General features: G+C 66.4%; 16 protein-coding genes and 2 tRNA genes. 9 read left to right on the top strand and 9 right to left on the bottom strand.

The window, feature by feature from the left end; all coding sequences use genetic code 11:
• Window positions 1–53 precede the first annotated feature (53 nt).
• Window positions 54–1,436, bottom strand: coding sequence for a protein kinase domain-containing protein (locus tag N2K98_RS13675; RefSeq protein ID WP_255864993.1), 1,383 nt, complete (start codon window positions 1,434–1,436; stop codon window positions 54–56).
• Window positions 1,437–1,611: 175 nt separating this feature from the next.
• Between N2K98_RS13675 and N2K98_RS13670 the strand changes: the two genes are divergently transcribed.
• From N2K98_RS13670 to N2K98_RS13635, 8 genes are all read left to right on the top strand, one after another.
• A tRNA-Thr gene (locus N2K98_RS13670) sits at window positions 1,612–1,683 on the top strand.
• Between the two features lie 75 nt (window positions 1,684–1,758).
• Window positions 1,759–1,832: transfer RNA gene (locus N2K98_RS13665), tRNA-Met, on the top strand.
• Window positions 1,833–2,062: 230 nt separating this feature from the next.
• Window positions 2,063–2,629 carry a type 1 glutamine amidotransferase domain-containing protein gene (locus tag N2K98_RS13660; protein WP_229950082.1) on the top strand — a complete coding sequence of 189 codons (567 nt, stop codon included), beginning with the start codon at window positions 2,063–2,065 and terminating at the stop codon, window positions 2,627–2,629.
• A gap of 80 nt (window positions 2,630–2,709) precedes the next feature.
• Window positions 2,710–3,660 carry a DUF2797 domain-containing protein gene (locus tag N2K98_RS13655; protein WP_255864994.1) on the top strand — a complete coding sequence of 317 codons (951 nt, stop codon included), beginning with the start codon at window positions 2,710–2,712 and terminating at the stop codon, window positions 3,658–3,660.
• Between the two features lie 78 nt (window positions 3,661–3,738).
• Window positions 3,739–3,978, top strand: coding sequence for a hypothetical protein (locus N2K98_RS13650; RefSeq protein WP_255796957.1), 240 nt, complete (start codon window positions 3,739–3,741; stop codon window positions 3,976–3,978).
• A complete protein-coding gene (locus N2K98_RS13645; RefSeq protein ID WP_229950077.1) occupies window positions 3,975–4,424 on the top strand; it encodes an FAS1-like dehydratase domain-containing protein in 450 nt (149 codons plus the stop codon). Before N2K98_RS13650 ends, N2K98_RS13645 begins: the two co-directional genes overlap by 4 nt.
• Window positions 4,425–4,429: 5 nt before the next feature.
• Window positions 4,430–4,861 (top strand): MaoC family dehydratase, encoded by a 432-nt coding sequence (locus N2K98_RS13640; RefSeq protein WP_227918830.1) that lies wholly within the window; start codon window positions 4,430–4,432, stop codon window positions 4,859–4,861.
• Between the two features lie 5 nt (window positions 4,862–4,866).
• Entirely contained in the window at window positions 4,867–5,931 is a 1,065-nt protein-coding gene (locus tag N2K98_RS13635; RefSeq protein WP_255865027.1) for a UDP-N-acetylmuramate dehydrogenase, read from the top strand.
• 21 nt (window positions 5,932–5,952) lie between these two features.
• Here the strand turns inward: N2K98_RS13635 and N2K98_RS13630 are convergent, their stop codons facing one another.
• From N2K98_RS13630 to N2K98_RS13595, 8 genes are all read right to left on the bottom strand, one after another.
• Entirely contained in the window at window positions 5,953–6,459 is a 507-nt protein-coding gene (locus N2K98_RS13630; RefSeq protein ID WP_255864995.1) for a hypothetical protein, read from the bottom strand.
• Window positions 6,460–6,648: 189 nt separating this feature from the next.
• Complete coding sequence (gene asd, locus N2K98_RS13625) at window positions 6,649–7,791, bottom strand: aspartate-semialdehyde dehydrogenase (RefSeq protein WP_255796960.1); 1,143 nt, start codon at window positions 7,789–7,791, stop codon at window positions 6,649–6,651.
• A 10-nt stretch (window positions 7,792–7,801) separates the two neighbouring features.
• The gene (locus N2K98_RS13620) at window positions 7,802–8,512 is read right to left on the bottom strand and encodes a dihydrofolate reductase (protein WP_255864996.1); all 711 of its coding nucleotides are present in this window, start codon (window positions 8,510–8,512) and stop codon (window positions 7,802–7,804) included.
• Window positions 8,513–8,522: 10 nt separating this feature from the next.
• Entirely contained in the window at window positions 8,523–9,326 is an 804-nt protein-coding gene (locus N2K98_RS13615; RefSeq protein ID WP_255764915.1) for a thymidylate synthase, read from the bottom strand.
• A 76-nt stretch (window positions 9,327–9,402) separates the two neighbouring features.
• A complete protein-coding gene (locus N2K98_RS13610; RefSeq protein ID WP_255796963.1) occupies window positions 9,403–10,368 on the bottom strand; it encodes an NUDIX hydrolase in 966 nt (321 codons plus the stop codon).
• Window positions 10,368–12,593, bottom strand: coding sequence for an RNA degradosome polyphosphate kinase (locus N2K98_RS13605; protein ID WP_255864997.1), 2,226 nt, complete (start codon window positions 12,591–12,593; stop codon window positions 10,368–10,370). Before N2K98_RS13605 ends, N2K98_RS13610 begins: the two co-directional genes overlap by 1 nt.
• Before the next feature lie 90 nt (window positions 12,594–12,683).
• Window positions 12,684–13,673: a mycothiol synthase gene (mshD, locus tag N2K98_RS13600; RefSeq protein ID WP_255864998.1), complete on the bottom strand. Its 990-nt coding sequence runs from the start codon at window positions 13,671–13,673 to the stop codon at window positions 12,684–12,686.
• Between the two features lie 62 nt (window positions 13,674–13,735).
• Entirely contained in the window at window positions 13,736–14,440 is a 705-nt protein-coding gene (locus tag N2K98_RS13595) for a winged helix-turn-helix transcriptional regulator (protein WP_229950064.1), read from the bottom strand.
• 193 nt (window positions 14,441–14,633) lie between these two features.
• Here N2K98_RS13595 and N2K98_RS13590 point away from each other — a divergent pair, with 193 nt between their 5' ends.
• Complete coding sequence (locus tag N2K98_RS13590) at window positions 14,634–15,326, top strand: hypothetical protein (protein ID WP_255864999.1); 693 nt, start codon at window positions 14,634–14,636, stop codon at window positions 15,324–15,326.
• Window positions 15,327–15,360: the final 34 nt, after the last annotated feature.

Here is a 15,360-nt window from a genome sequence, read left to right as displayed (position 1 = left end):
CAGCGGGAGGCGTCCTTCTTGTTATGCCCTGTGGCGCCGGAGCGCTGTTCCGGCTATTGCACGGACCCGCCTGCGCGGCGGCTCTCGAGGCGCATTTCCAGGTCATTCATGACAATCGCAGCCAGGTCCGAGAGTGTTGCCTCGTCTTCGGGGGAGAAAGTCCGGGGCTTCGTGTCCAGGATGCAGAACGTGCCCAGATTGAACCCGTCGCTGGTCTGGAGCGGAACGCCGGCGTAGAACTGCAGGCCGAAGTCTCCGGCCACCAACGGGTTGGCCAGCGTCCTCGGGTCATGCCGGGCGTCGTCGACCACGTACACGCCGTCCTGCAGGATGGCGGAGGCGCACAGGCCGGGGTCACGGCCGATCTCGACGGCTTCGGTGCCGTGATGGGACTTGAACCAGATCCGGTCGGTGTCCACCACGCTGACGATTGCCACGGGGACGTCAAAGAGACGGGACGCGAGGGCCGTGACACGGTCGAAGGCACCGTCCGGGGGAGTATCCAGGAGGTCATAGCGGCGCACCGCGTCCATCCGCCGGGCTTCGTCCGCGGGCAGGATTTCCGGGTCGACCCGGTGCCGGCCGCGTGCGGCGACGATCATGTCGTAGAGAACCTGGGAGACGTCGTGGGCGCTGGGGCGCTCCGCAGCGTCCTGAGCGGTCATGGCGCGCAGCAGCGGCACCCAGTCGGATCCCAGCTCCGCCGGGATCTCAGGGTCCCTCAGGAGGCGTGCGAGGGCACTCTCCAGGGCGGGACCGGGGAAGGCCGGCTTTCCAGTGAGGCACTGCAGCAGCACCAGGCCGAGGGAATACACATCGCTCGACACCCCGGCATTTTCCCCGCGTGCCTGCTCGGGACTCATGAACGCCGCGGTGCCTGAGAAGGTGCCGTGCTGGGACTGCGGGTCGCTGGCCACGAAGGCAACGCCGAAGTCAGTGAGTTTGGCCCGGATCCGGGCATCCGCGCTGCTGTAGTCGAACAGCATGATGTTTGCGGGCTTCACGTCCCGGTGCACTACGCCGTTGTCGTGGATGTACTCCAGGCCGATGGCGAGGTCGTAGCCGAGCAGTGCGGTCTGGCGGCGGGGCAGAGTGCCCTGCTTCAGCCGTTCGCGCAGATCGAGGCCCTCGACAAGTTCCATAACGAGGTAGATCAGCGGCGACGCCGGGTCGGACGTGTCCGATCCTGCATCCAGCAGGGTGACTAGGCTGTGGTGGTTCAGGCGCGCCAGGATCTTGGCCTCGGCGTCGCTGCGCCGGAGGTCCATCTCACTGGTGGCCGACGGGCGGATGATTTTCACCGCTACGTCCCGGTCCAGGAACTCATCCTTGGCCCGGTGGACGGTGCCCATGGCACCTGCCCCGATCTTATTCAGGAGTCGGTATCTTCCACCCAGGAAGAGGCCCTCCGAAACGTGGTTCGGCACTATGCTCACGTGCCCTCGCTTTCTCGTAGCATAAGCATACTGACAAAACGGGCAGAAAGTTCACCATTTTGGAGCCTGGAACCGTGTCCCGGACCGGTTCAAAAGTGTCCCTCGTCACCTTTCGGGCAAATGGCCCATCTCGATTTCATGTTCCCGAAAAGTGCTGGTAGAGTTTTATGTCGTTGCCCCGATAGCTCAGTGGTAGAGCGCCATCTTGGTAAGATGGAGGTCCCGGGATCGATTCCCGGTCGGGGCTCTCAATGGGAGGGCCCGCGTTGCAAAGGCTGTATGTTCTGCAGAGGCCTGTGTAGGGCGGGCTTCACTCATTTTTGGCGGTGTAGCTCAGTTGGTTAGAGCGCACGACTCATAATCGTGAGGTCGGGAGATCGAGCCTCCCCACCGCTACAAACAGGGCAGGTCCTGAAGATTTCATTCTTCCGGTACCTGCCCTTTTTGTTTGCCTTGAACCGCATGCCGCAGCGGCTCGCAAGCTCCCTAAGGTTGCTTATCATTGCCGGTTCTCCATAGGGTGGGCATAGCGGGAACCGAAAGGTATCCCGATCCAGCACCACCACCGTAGAAGCATCGCTGCGGCCCGCAGGTTTCCGGCCGCAGCTGAAACGAACGGAGTCACCATGGCAGAGCACGATATTTCCGGCAAGAAGGTAGCTTTCCTCCTCACCGACGGCGTGGAGCAGATTGAGCTGACCAGCCCCTGGGAAGCCGTCAAGAACGCCGGCGGCGAGCCGGTCCTCGTGTCCCCGAAGAAGGGCACCATTCAGGGCTTCGACGGCATGGACAAGGGTGAGACCTTCACCGTCGACCTCGACGTAGCCGACGCCGACGCAAGCGACTTCGACGCGCTGGTCCTGCCCGGCGGCGTCGTCAACGCAGACTTCCTCCGCGTGGACAAGAACGCCCAGCAGTTTGCCCGTGCCTTCTTCGAGGCGCACAAGCCCGTGGCATCCATCTGCCACGGCCCCTGGCTGCTGATCGAGGCCGGCGTCGTCAAGGGCCGCGACCTGACGTCCTACCACACGCTGGCAACGGACCTGAAGAACGCCGGCGCGAACTGGACCGACGAGGAAGTGGTGGTGGACCAGGGGTTCGTGACCAGCCGCAACCCGGGCGATCTGCCGGCTTTCAACGACAAGCTCGTTGAGGAAATCGCCGAAGGCGAACACGCAGGCCAGCACGCCTGACACCTCCCAAAACAGTACCGAAGGGTGGGGTAGCGTGAAAACGTTACCCCACCCTTTTGGCGTTCACCGGGAGGTCCACCATGCCTGCAGCCGGAGGCACCGCAGCATCCGCCGACGCCGGCAGGTTCCTGTGCTCGGGGACCTCCTGGGACATTGCCGGCCCGAACCTGTCACTGCACCTTCCCAGTGGGCGGGCCGAAAAGCAGCCGCTCGTTCCGGGCACCGAACTCCGGTTCCGTGTCCTGGCGGACAACAACGGGAACGAGAAGTTCTGCCTTGGCTCCTGGCAGGTGAACGACGACGGCGTCCAGTCCCACACTCCCTGTCCAGGCCAGGCTCCTGCCGAGCGCGGTTATCAGTGCAGCAGTTGCTTCATCCGGGACGAGGTGCGGGGCATCCACAACAGCCACCGTGCGGACAGCATCCCGGATGCGCTCCGGCGCTACCTGGACCAGCCGCACTGGCTGTACGTGGCCACGTTCGCCGACGGTTCCACCAAGGTCGGCACGGCCGCGGACGGGCGCAAGCAGCTCCGCCTGATCGAACAGGGGGCCGTCCACGCCAGGTATGTTGCCCGTGCCGGCGACGGGCTGGTGGTGCGGATACTCGAAGACGCCGTGACGGCCGTGGTCGGCCTGCAGCAGGCTGTCCGGGCAGGAACCAAAACAGCGGCGCTGGCCCGGCCCCTGGCCGCCACGGAACTGGACGCCCGCAATGCCGAGGCCGCGGAGTCGGTGCGTTCCATGCTGGCGGACCTGGCGATCGCCGGTTTCCGGACGGCCGACGAAGTCTGGGAACCTCCCGCCCAGTTCCGTACGGTGCTGGAGACGCCGTGCGAACTGTATCCGTGCGACCCCGGTTCGGGTGAGCACGGCATGGTCATCCAGGCGGTCTTGGGCGCAACGGCCCTGGTCCAGGTGGACGGCGAAGAAACCCTGTTCGCAGCGGACCTGTCCCGCCTGAAGGGACGCCGGCTGCAGTACGGTCCTTTCCGCACGGCCGTGCCTGCACTCCAGGCCGCACTGTTCTAGCGGGAGCTTCACTGTTCTAGCGGGAGCTTCGCGGACACCGTTTCGGGCCCTTCCCGCCCGCCCCTGTATTCTGAAGACATGCTAAATACCCCCTGGGAAACCGGCTCGCCCCTGTACCGGAAACTTGTCGTGAGCGCACTGGCGCTCAGTGGCCTCGGGGTGCTGCTGGTGCTTCTGGGAGCGGTCCTGGATAACCAGGTCCTGATGTACATCGCCCTTCCCCTGATCGTGGTGGGCCTGAGCACGCACCTGAGCGGGATGGTGGTCCGCGCCAGGGACACCCGACGCCGCATCAAAGGCACGGAGGGCAAAAAATGAGCATCAACCCCCAACTCCAGGGACGCACCTACCCGGCAGGGGCTGCGTACTCCGTGGGCCGTGAAAAGATCCGCGAATTCGCTGCAGCCGTCAAGGCCACCAATCCGGCCCACTTCGACGTCGCCAGCGCCCAGGAACTGGGCTATGCAGACCTCGTTGCCCCGCCTACCTTCGCCATCATCGTTGCCCAGCGTGCCGACGCGCTGCTGGTTGCTGATCCCGATGCCGGCATCGACTTTTCCCGGGTGGTCCATGCCGACCAGCGCTTCACCCATCACCGTCCCATCGTGGCCGGAGACGAACTCGTGGCCGAGCTGCACGTGGACTCGGTGCGGGCAATGGGCGACGGCGCCCTGATCACCACCCGCGCGGAAATTTCCACGACCGAGGGCGAGCAGGTAGCCACCACCCTTTCATCCATCCTCGTCCGCGGAGAGGGGCAGTAACCGCTATGTCCATTGCACTAAGTGAACTGTCCAAGGGCACCGAGATCGGTTCCGCCGCGCTGGAAATTTCCCGTGCCGACCTCGTCCGCTACGCCGGTGCCTCCGGCGATTTCAACCCCATCCACTGGAACGAACGCTTCGCCCGCGAGGTGGAGCTGCCCGGCGTTATTGCGCACGGCATGTTCACCATGGGCACCGCTGTCCAGCTGGTGAGTGACTGGATCGGCGATCCGGGAGCGGTGATTGACTACCAGACGCGTTTCACCCGGCCCGTCCTGGTGGAAGATATCGACGGCGCTCCAGGAGCGGTCGTGGAGGTCGCCGGTGTTATCGGCGCCATCGACGCGGACAACTCGACGGCACGCGTGGATCTCACCGTGACCTTCAACGGGCAGAAGGTGCTGGTCAAGGCACAGGCAGTGGTGCGGGTCTGGTGACTGCTTTGACCCGGATGCCGCTGGCATCCCTGACCACCGCACGCGTGGGCGGCCCCGCCCGCCGCTACCTTGAAGCAGAAACCGAAGACGAACTGATCATTGCCGTCCGTGCCGCGGATGAGGCGGGGGAGCCGCTGCTGATCATCGGCGGCGGTTCCAACCTCTTGATCTCGGACGAAGGTTTCGACGGCGCCGTCATACACATTGCCAGCCGCGGGTTGGACATCCGGGAGGCCGGGGACGGAACCGCCGTCCTGCGCGCCGAGGCCGGGCACCCGTGGGACGAACTGGTGGCGTACACCCTGTCGGAGGGCTACTCCGGCCTGGAAGCGCTGTCCGGTATCCCGGGGCTGGCCGGTGCGACGCCGGTGCAGAACGTGGGTGCCTACGGCGCCGATGTCTCGCAGTCCATCACTTCGGTGCGCGCCTGGGACCGCTCCGAGCGCACGGTGGTGGAATTCGCGAACGCGGATCTCGGGTTCGGCTACCGGGATTCGGTGCTCAAGCGCAGCACGAAGAACGGTTCTCCCCGCTACGTGGTGCTGACCGTGGAGTTTGCCTTGTCCAAGGGCTCCACCAGCGCCCCGGTCCGCTACGCCGAGCTCGCCCGGGCTCTGGGAGTGGACATCGGCGAGCAGGCCGACGCCGCGGACGTGCGCCGCGAGGTCCTTCGGCTGCGGGCGGGTAAGGGCATGGTCCTGGACGCCTCGGACCCGGACACCTACAGCACCGGTTCCTTCTTCACCAACCCCATCGTTGATGAGGCAACCGCGGCAGCGCTGCCGGCAGACGCTCCCCGCTATCCGGTGGCGGAGCCCGGAAGGGTGAAGCTGAGCGCCGCGTGGCTGATCAGCCACGCCGGTTTCCGCAAGGGCTTCGGGCTGGCACCAGAGGATGGCACGGGCGGGCGGGCCTCACTGTCCACCAAGCACACCCTGGCCGTCACCAACCGCGGCGACGCCACTGCCGAGGACCTGCTGGTGGTAGCCCGCACGGTCGCTGCCGGCGTGGAGAAGGCTTTCGGCATCCGGCTCCACCCCGAGCCCCTGCTGGTCAACTGCACGTTGTAGCCGCCACCGGCACGGCAGGAATCAACCGCCGGGACTGTCGCCGGGTTCGGGTCCCGGCCGCAGCGGTCCTTCCTCCGCCGGTCCCTTCTCCGGCGGCCCTTTCCGTGCAGGTCCTTTCCGCGCCTCGGCGGCTGCTGCCTGCGCACTCCGGATAGCCGGGCGGTCTCGGCGCGGGTCCAGCAGGCAGCTGTTGCACAGCCATTGGATCAGCCGGGGCGTCAGGGCCACCTGGGTACGCCGGTCCTGCAGGTCCGGCAGCAGCCACTCCGGCTCCAGGAAGCCGCTGAGGGCATAGGCGAGCTCGTGGGCGCCGAACAGCCGGGCGAAGGCCGCCTCCGGCTCCAGCGTCCGCTCAAGCGCCAGCAGCGCTTTGTCCTGGGCACAGAGGACCCCTGGGCCCTCGGCCTCCAGATACCGGCGCAGTTGCAGGGCCACACGGAGATACCGGGCCCGGGTGGGGGTCTGCTTGCCGGCACAGCTGAAGGCGAAGAAGGTGCTAAGGATCGAATCCACGCTTTGCTGCTCCATGCGGACAACATGCCACCCGGCACTGACAGTTTTTGAGCGCCCCGGTTTTGGCCGCCATGTCTTAGGCGCTCCCGCCCGGCGGCCCCAGCTAGGCAGCCCCCGCCAGGCAAGCGTCCGCTAGGCGCCACCCCCGTCAACGCAGCACGGGTCCGCTCCACGGGGGAGCGGACCCGGAACGGGAACGGAAAATCAGAGGTTGCCGGTGGCGATGCGCAGCATCCGGCGCAGCGGCTCGGCGGCGCCCCAGAGCAACTGGTCCCCGATGGTGAAGGCGCTGATGTACTCCGGACCCATTTCCAGCTTGCGGATGCGGCCCACCGGGATGTCCAGCGTGCCGGTGACCGCCACCGGAGTCAGTTCGGCCATGGTGGCTTCCTTGGTGTTGGGCACCACCTTGGACCATTCATTGTCGGCATCGATGATCTTCTCGATCTCGGCCACGGAGAGGTCCTCGGTCAGCTTCAGCGTCAGGGCCTGGGAGTGGGAACGCATGGCACCGATCCGAACGCACAGCCCGTCAAACGGAATCCGCCCGTCGGCCCCGCGGCCGAGGATCTTGTTGGTCTCCGCGCCGCCCTTCCACTCTTCCTTGGACATGCCGTTGCCCAGGTCCGCATCGATCCAGGGAATCACTGAGCCGGCCAGCGGCACACCGAACTGGGAGGAGTCCATGGACGGGTTCTTCTGCTGGGCCAGGACGGCACGGTCAATCTCCAGGATGGCCGACGCGGGATCGGCGAGGTTCGGCGCCACCGCAGCGTTCAGCGCCCCGAACTGGTTGAGCAGTTCGCGCATGTGCCGGGCACCGCCGCCGGAGGCTGCCTGGTAGGTCATGGACGTGCCCCACTCGACGAGGCCGTTGCGGAACAGCCCGCCGAGGCCCATCAGCATGCAGGACACGGTGCAGTTGCCGCCCACGAAGTTCTTCACGCCCCGGGCCAGACCGGCGTCAATAACGTCCCGGTTGACCGGATCCAGCACGATGATCGCGTCATCGTCCATGCGCAGCGTGGAAGCGGCGTCAATCCAGATGCCGTCCCAGCCGGCGGCACGCAGCTTCGGGAAGATTTCCGCCGTATAGTCTCCGCCCTGGGCGGTGACGATGATCGGCAGCTTGGCCAACGCGTCGACGTCGTACGCATCCTGCAGCGGTCCGGCTCCGGCCGCGAAGGACGGCGCGTTGCCGCCGGCGTTGGAGGTCGAGAAGAACACCGGGTTGACCAGGTCGAAGTCGCCCTCGTCCTGCATGCGCTGCATCAGGACGGAACCGACCATGCCGCGCCAGCCGACGAAACCTGCAGTAGGGAAAGCGGGAATGGAGGAAGAAGTCATGGTTTCCACCTTAGGCCAGCGGTGCGGCTGCGTCTTGGTTGGCTGCGTCACGGTCGGCTGTCTCACGGTCCCGGGTCCAGAGGGCAATCCGGTACCGGGTGCCGTTGGAAGACGTGTACCAATCGGCGGCAGGACTGACGGCGCTGAAGGTCCAGTCCTGGCCCAGCGCGGGGGCGAATGTGTCGCCTTCGGTCTCCATGTCGATGACCGTCACCACCGCGGTATTGGCCACCGGGACGGCCGCTTCATACAGCTGTGCACCCCCGATGATCCAGATTTCCTCGTTGCCGGGACTTGTTCGGGCCACGGCCAGGGCATCCTCGAGGGAGCCGACGACGACGGCGCCGGAGTCCGCGGCTTCGGCGTGCAGCGCGGCACTGGAGGACACAATGATGTTCGTCCTTCCGGGCAGCGGCCGGTAGGCGGCCGGGAAGGACTCCCAGGTGCGGCGGCCCATGATGACCGGGTGTCCCGCCGTCGTCGCCTTGAAGTGCGCCATGTCCTCGGGCAGGTGCCACGGCATGCCGCCGTCGCGCCCGATGACGCCGTCTACGGTCTGCGCCCACACCATGCCGATGACGGGGCCGCCGTCGGGTACCGTGCCGCGCTCCCGGAGGACCTGACCGAGGTCCGCGCCCGCATGGGAGCCGCCGCCCACCGGGAAGTAGCGGGTGGGGCCGGCCGGGGCGGCAGCAGTTGTTACGGGAAGGGACTCGGTCATGGTTGTCCTCTCAAACGGCGATAGGCGCTTTGATACCGGGGTGGTGCCGGTAGTCGAGGACCTCGAAGTCCTCAAGGGTGTAGTCGAAGATGCTCTCCGGAGTGCGGCGGATCCGCAGCTTCGGGTAGGGGAAGGGCTCCCGGCTGAGCTGTTCACGGACCTGGTCCACATGGTTGTCGTAAATGTGGACGTCGCCGCCGCTCCAGACGAATTCGCCGGGCTCCAGCCCGGTCTGCTGGGCCACCATCAGGGTGAGGAGGGCGTAGGAGGCGATGTTGAACGGGACCCCCAGGAAGGTGTCCGCCGAACGCTGGTACAGCTGGCAGGACAGTTTTCCGTCCGCCACGTAGAACTGGAACAGGGCATGGCACGGCGGCAGGGCCATGTTCTCGACCTCCGCCGGGTTCCAGGCCGTGACGATGTGGCGGCGGGAATCCGGGTTCTTCCGGATGCCTTCCACCAGCTTCGCGATCTGGTCGATGTGCCCGCCGTCGGGAGTGGGCCAGGAGCGCCACTGGACGCCGTAAACCGGGCCGAGTTCGCCGTCCTCATCCGCCCACTCGTCCCAGATGCTCACTCCCTGTTCCTGCAGCCAGCGGACGTTGGAGTCGCCGCGCAGGAACCAGAGCAGCTCGAGGGCAACGGACTTGAAATGCACCCGCTTGGTGGTGATCAGCGGAAAGGATTCGCTCAGGTCAAAGCGCATCTGGCGGCCGAACACGCTGCGCGTGCCGGTGCCGGTGCGGTCCGACTTCTGCGTGCCGTTGGCCATGACGTCGCGCAGCAGGTCTTCATACGGGGTAGGAATGCTCACCCGGCCAGTCTAGTTCAGGTCGACGCGCAGGCAGGGGGAATGCGAGCCGTGCCACAACGGCACCGGGCGGCCCGAGCTAGTCGTCGAAGGCCCGGTATTTTTCCAGCGAAACGATCCGGCCCTCATCCGCGCTGCTCACCTGGCAGATCACGGACTCGCCGGGTGCCAGGTACGGGTCCTTGGCCGGCAGGCCTGCGGCCATGTCCACGGGCATGTGTCCCGCCAGCACGTCGAAGACCAGGGGCAGCACCGGCCGATGCGTGCACACCGCCACGGGTTTGGCCTTGTCGAACAAGCCCTCAACGGCGTTCCGGGCCTTGCCTGGCTTGCGCTTGGCACTGTGCTCGGTAAGCGCGTCAACCGTCTTGAACTTGGTGCCTTCCGCCTTCACGTACGGGCGGACGGTCTGCACGCAGCGCACCCAGGGACTGGAAACCACCCGTTTCGGCCGCCAGGCCACCAGCAGCCGCGAGACCGCCATGGCCTGCCGCAGGCCCGTGGCTACCAACGGACGTTCGCCCTCTGCCCGGGTCCACGCGGACCGGGGCTTGGCCTTGGCATGCCGGACAACGATCAGCGGCCAGGTCCTCAGCCGCTGCTCGTTCCAGGCCGCCACCAGTTCCATCAGCGGCAGTTTGTCCGTGGGGTTGGTAAGTGCTTCGGCGGCTTCCTCCGGAGTGCACCAGCGTGTGCCGTCCACTTCCTTGCCGTCCGGCCGTGCTTTGTCCGAGTCCACATGGGAGGCCCAGTAATGCACCATCTTCATGCCCGAAGCCACCGGGTAAAGCGTGGAGGGCAGCGGAATGCCCAGGCTGATCCTCAGGCCCACTTCCTCACGGACTTCCCGCACGGCGCATTCCGGGGTGGTTTCGCCGACATCGAGCTTGCCCTTGGGCCAGGACCAGTCGTCATACCGGGGGCGGTGGATCATGAGGACCTGCAGTTTGCCCTCCCGCTCGCGCCAGCACAGGGCGCCCGCCGCCACTACCTTGACCGGGGTGTCCTGGACTGGAGCGGCGGCGGGGGACTGAATTGCTTCCATCAGCGCCGGGCCACGGAACGCTGGCGGGAACGGGAGGCCAGCAGCCAGGACTGCACGTCCTGCAGCGGGTTGCCTTCCTCGTCCTTGCTGTGGCGGATCCAGGTGCCTTCCGGGTCCAGATGCCAACTCGCCGTGCCGGGGTCCATGTACCGGTCCATCAGGGCGATCAGATCGGCGACGTCGTCGCGGGCCACCAGCTGGACCAGGGCCTCCACCCGGCGGTCCAGGTTGCGGTGCATCATGTCCGCGGATCCGATGAAGACCACCGGGTCTCCGCCGTTGGCGAAGGCGAACACCCGGGAGTGTTCCAGGAAGCGGCCCAGCACCGAGCGTACGGTGATGTTCTCGCTCAGGCCGGGTACGCCCGGACGGACCGAGCAGATACCGCGGACAATGACGTCCACCTGGACCCCCGCCTGGGAGGCACGGTAGAGGGAGTCGATGATCGCCTCGTCCACCATGGAGTTGACCTTGATGATCACCCGCGCGGCGAGGCCGGCCTTCTTGTTCGCAATCTCGCGCTCAATCCGGTCAATCAGTCCGGACCGGACCGAGCGCGGAGCCACGAGCAGCCGCTTGAAAGTGGACTTCGGCGCGTAGCCGGAGAGCTGGTTGAATAGCTTCGTCAGGTCCTCGCCCACCTGCTCATTGGCGGTGAGCAGGCCCAGATCCTCGTAGTAGCGGGCGGTGCGCGGATGGTAGTTGCCCGTGCCGATGTGGCAGTAGCGGCGCAGTCCGTCCACTTCCTGCCGGACCACCAGGGACAGCTTGCAGTGCGTCTTCAGGCCCACGATGCCGTACACCACGTGCACGCCGGCCTGCTCGAGCTTGCGTGCCCAGGAAATGTTGGCCTGTTCGTCGAACCGGGCCTTGATTTCCACCAGTGCCAGGACCTGCTTGCCGGCCTCGGCGGCGTCGATCAGGGCGTCAACGATGGGCGAATCGCCGGAGGTGCGGTACAGCGTCTGCTTGATCGCCTGCACCCGCGGATCGGCGGCGGCCTGCTCCAGGAACGCCTGCACGGATGTCGAGAAGGAATCGTACGGATGGTGCAGGAGGATGTCCCGACGGCGCATGGCCGCGAACACGTTTGCCGGCTTCGAAGTCTCGGACTCCTTCAGGTGGCGGTTGGTGTGCGGCACCTGCTTCGGGTAGTGCAGGTCCGGCCGGTCGATCCGGCTGATCGGGGAAAGGCCGCGGAGGTCCAGCGGCGCGGGAAGGACGTAGACCTCGTCCGATTCCACGCCCAGCTCGCGTTCGAGCAGTTCCCGGATATTCGGGTTCATCTCCGGGGTGACTTCCAGGCGCACGGGAGGACCGAAGCGGCGGCGCAGCAGCTCCTTTTCCAGGGCCTGCAGGAGGTTCTCGGCGTCGTCCTCTTCCACCTCGAGGTCTTCGTTGCGGGTGACGCGGAAGGTGTAGTGCTCAATAACGTCCATGCCCGGGAAGAGCTGGTCCAGGTGCTGGGCAATGATGTCTTCCAGCGCGATGAACCGGGCCGTGCGCCCCGCCACGTTGCCCGCGCGGGGGCCGTCCACGGAGATGAGGCGGGGGAGCTGGTCCGGGACCTTTACGCGTGCAAAGAATTCCTTGCCGCTGACCGGGTTGCGGACCACCACTGCCAGATTCAGGGAGAGGCCGGAAATGTAAGGGAAGGGGTGTGCCGGGTCTACGGCAAGGGGGGTCAGGATGGGGAAGACCTTCGCCGCGAACTGCTTGTGCAGGCTCGCCTTGGCGGCGTCGTCCAGTTCGTCCCAGCTGACCAGGTAGATCTGCTCTTCCGCCAGGGCCGGCCGGATCTGGCTGGCGAAGACGTCCGCATGGCGCTGCTGCAGCCGGTAGCCCGCTGCCACGATTTCCTCGAGCTGTTCGATCGGGCTCTGGCCTGCAGCGGAGGGGACCGCCAGGCCGGTGGCAATGCGGCGCTTGAGGCCGGCAACCCGGACCATGAAGAACTCGTCGAGATTGGAGGCGAAGATGGACAGGAAGTTCACCCGTTCCAACAGGTACAGCTCAGGGTCTTCGGCGAGTTCCAGGACCCTGGCGTTGAAATGCAGCCAGCTGATCTCCCGGTCCAGGAACCGTTCCGGCGTGATATCTCCGCTCGGAACAAGGGCAGGGCCGAAGTCCGGGATGTCGATGCGGTCCTGGGTGGCCCGCGGTGCCGACATCGCCTCTGCGGACCCGAAGGTCGAGCGGGGCTCTGCGTCGGTATCGAAACTCATAGTGTCTCCCTGAGGTGCTGGCGGCGGATCAGGGCAGGCGTTACGGGCGGACCGCCTGGCCCTGCAAACAACATTACAAGCTGCGCAGCCCTATGCGGGTGCGTACATCACGTCCTGGTCCCAGCGGACGAAGCCGAGCCGGCGGTACAGGGCGACGGCGGCGGTGTTGTCGGCGTCGACGTACAGCATGACGGCATCCAGTCCCGCGGCGTGGAGATGCTGGATTCCGGCTACCGTCAGGGCTTTGCCCAGTCCCCGGCCCTGCGCCTCGGGGCTGACGCCGACCACATACACCTCGCCGATGGGCGGGTGCCCGCCGGTGCCGGGGTGGACCTTGGTCCAGTGGAAACCGAGGATCGTGCCTTCGTCGTCCACGGCCAGGAGGAAACCGGCCGGGTCAAACCAATCCTCGTCCATGCGGGCCTGAAGATCGGCAAGGCTCATGGACCCCTGCTCCGGGTGGTGGGCAAAGGCGGCGGCGTTGACGTCCAGCCAGGCCTGCTCATCCTGGCCGGGTTCAAAGGGACGCACCGATACCCCGGCAGGGAACCGGGTTTCGGGCAGCGAGGCATTGGACCGGCTCAGGCGCATCTTCCACAGGTCACGGACGGGACGGTAGCCGAAGCGGGCGGCAAGCTCCACTGCCGCCTCATGGTTTCCATGCGACCAGGCAGCGGGCCGGGGATCGCCGTCGCCCTCGGAGGAGTTGGCCCGCACTGCATCCTGCACTGCCGCGGCAAGGGCCGTGCCGACGCCCTGGTTTCGGTAGTTCGGGTGTACCACCAGTTCCAGCACTCCCGCATCCTGCGGGGTTTCGGATACGAGGACGGCGACGCCGGCCAGCCATTGCCCGCTGCCGGTGTCGGAACCGGAGTCATTGGCGTAGGTGGTGAAGACGGAGAGAGTGTCCGGATCGGCGTCGGGGGAGCGCAGGTCCACGAGCGTCTGCTCGGACAGCGGCGGATTGCCGTCCGAGTCCTGCGCGGCGGACGCCAGCTGCAGGATATCGGCGAGGGCGGCGGGCTCGGGCGTGCCACGGGTCTCGACTACGGGCCAGGCTGTCTGCGGTTCTTCACTCATGCCGAAAGCCTAGCGCGGCTGGTGCCCCTGCGCAGGGCGCGGCGCCGCGGGAAGTACGCCGGTCAGGCGTCCTGGCTGGCGGCTGCCGTGGTTTCCGCCCGCGAGCGGGTGAACCGGTAACCGACATTCCGCACCGTACCGATCAGCGTCTCGTGGTCCGGCCCCAGCTTGGCCCGCAGCCGCCGTACATGGACATCCACGGTCCGGGTGCCGCCGTAGTAGTCGTAGCCCCACACCTCGTGGAGCAGCTGGTCGCGGGTAAAGACGCGGCCGGGATGCTGCGCCAGGTATTTAAGGAGTTCGAACTCCTTATAGGTGAGGTTCAGGGCCGTGCCGTTCACGCGGGCCGTGTAGCTGGCCTCATCAATAACGACGCCGGAGGCGCGGATCTCGGTTGAAGGAGCCTCGACTGCGCCGGCGCCGCGGGCCGACGCCAGGCGGAGCCGCGCTTCGAGCTCGGCCGGGCCGGCGGAATCGAGGATGACATCGTCAGCGAGCCAGTTGGGGGCGACCGCAGCCATCCCGCCTTCCGTGAGGATAAGGATAAGCGGAGTGCCCAGGCCCGTGGCCTTCAGCAGCTGGGTCAGGGACCGCGCGCCGACGAGATCCCTGCGGGCATCCACCAGGATGACGTCACTGGGATCGGTGTCCAGAAGGGCCGTAGGTTCCGCCGGCACAACGTGGACCTTGTGGTTCAGGAGTTCCAGGGCGGGCAGGACGTTGACCGAGGAACCCGAGCTGTTGGTAAGAAGCAAAATGTGCGACATAGGTCCTCCGAATGTTGGGCGCACACCATCGGGCATTTTCCTTCGCCGATCCGCTTGGCTTGAAGTGATCGAAAGTATACCCATCGAGCTGACGGGCCTGTCGTTTTTCTTCTGGACGCCGTAATAAGGCAGGATAACTAGGGTGAAACTTTGGAGCTTAGCGGTGCCGGCGGCGCTTGCCATTATCGGTATCGTGAGCGCTTCCTACCTGTCCGTGCCCGCGGTGGCCGTGATCAGCGGTCTGGCCGCCGTCCTCACCGGCGTCTGCTGGCCGCACCTGATAGGGGTGCCTGCCCGCAAAACGCAGGGCGCAACCCTGGGCCTGGTAGGCGCAGGCGCAGTGGCGGCAGCATACTTCGCGCCCGCCGCGGCCATGCTGACCTGGTTGCCGGCCGCCGTCGCCGTAGGCGTCGGAGCGGTCTTCCTGATCCAGCTGCTCCGCGGCACCGGACAGGCGCACCGGCTCGAATCGATCGTCGGCATTATCTCCGGCGTGCTGGTTACTGCCATGGGCTCCGGCTGGGTGGCCGCTGACCGTTTGGCCGGTACCGACGGGAATCCCGGACTCCTGAGCGTGACCGGCAGTGCCGCATTGGCGGCCGTTGCCGTGTCGCTTATTCCGCTCCCGGACCGGATGGCCGCACCGCTGGGCCTGCTGGCCGGCGGCCTGACCTCAGCCCTGGTGGCCCTGGTCGTGGCGGGCGTTTCCTGGCAGGCGGCAGCGTTCAGCGGCGTGGTGATAGCCGCCGTTGTGATGGCCTTCCGCCGGCTGGCGCTTTCCCGCAACGATGCTTCCAATGCTGCAGGACGCCTGGCGCTCGGGCTGGCTCCGGTGGTCACCCTCGGATCCGTGGTCTACTTCCTCGGCCGGCTGCTGATTTCCTAACAGCTGCAAACCGGTGCGTAGGGCGGAGTGTTTG

The sequence above is a fragment of the Arthrobacter jinronghuae genome, assembly GCF_025244825.1.
In the GTDB taxonomy this organism is placed as follows: domain Bacteria; phylum Actinomycetota; class Actinomycetes; order Actinomycetales; family Micrococcaceae; genus Arthrobacter_B; species Arthrobacter_B jinronghuae.
This window is presented reverse-complemented; position numbering and strand designations above follow the sequence as displayed.

Bases quoted from the DNA above. Each gene is read 5' to 3' on its own strand.
- N2K98_RS13610 (WP_255796963.1), bottom strand. From the start codon at position 10,368: ATGGAAGCAATTCAGTCCCCCGCCGCCGCTCCAGTCCAGGACACCCCG.
- N2K98_RS13660 (WP_229950082.1), top strand. From the start codon at position 2,063: ATGGCAGAGCACGATATTTCCGGCAAGAAGGTAGCTTTCCTCCTCACC.
- mshD (WP_255864998.1), bottom strand. From the start codon at position 13,673: ATGAGTGAAGAACCGCAGACAGCCTGGCCCGTAGTCGAGACCCGTGGC.
- N2K98_RS13605 (WP_255864997.1), bottom strand. From the start codon at position 12,593: ATGAGTTTCGATACCGACGCAGAGCCCCGCTCGACCTTCGGGTCCGCA.
- N2K98_RS13640 (WP_227918830.1), top strand. From the start codon at position 4,430: ATGTCCATTGCACTAAGTGAACTGTCCAAGGGCACCGAGATCGGTTCC.
- N2K98_RS13650 (WP_255796957.1), top strand. From the start codon at position 3,739: ATGCTAAATACCCCCTGGGAAACCGGCTCGCCCCTGTACCGGAAACTT.
- N2K98_RS13620 (WP_255864996.1), bottom strand. From the start codon at position 8,512: ATGACCGAGTCCCTTCCCGTAACAACTGCTGCCGCCCCGGCCGGCCCC.
- N2K98_RS13645 (WP_229950077.1), top strand. From the start codon at position 3,975: ATGAGCATCAACCCCCAACTCCAGGGACGCACCTACCCGGCAGGGGCT.
- asd (WP_255796960.1), bottom strand. From the start codon at position 7,791: ATGACTTCTTCCTCCATTCCCGCTTTCCCTACTGCAGGTTTCGTCGGC.
- N2K98_RS13655 (WP_255864994.1), top strand. From the start codon at position 2,710: ATGCCTGCAGCCGGAGGCACCGCAGCATCCGCCGACGCCGGCAGGTTC.
- N2K98_RS13595 (WP_229950064.1), bottom strand. From the start codon at position 14,440: ATGTCGCACATTTTGCTTCTTACCAACAGCTCGGGTTCCTCGGTCAAC.
- N2K98_RS13630 (WP_255864995.1), bottom strand. From the start codon at position 6,459: ATGGAGCAGCAAAGCGTGGATTCGATCCTTAGCACCTTCTTCGCCTTC.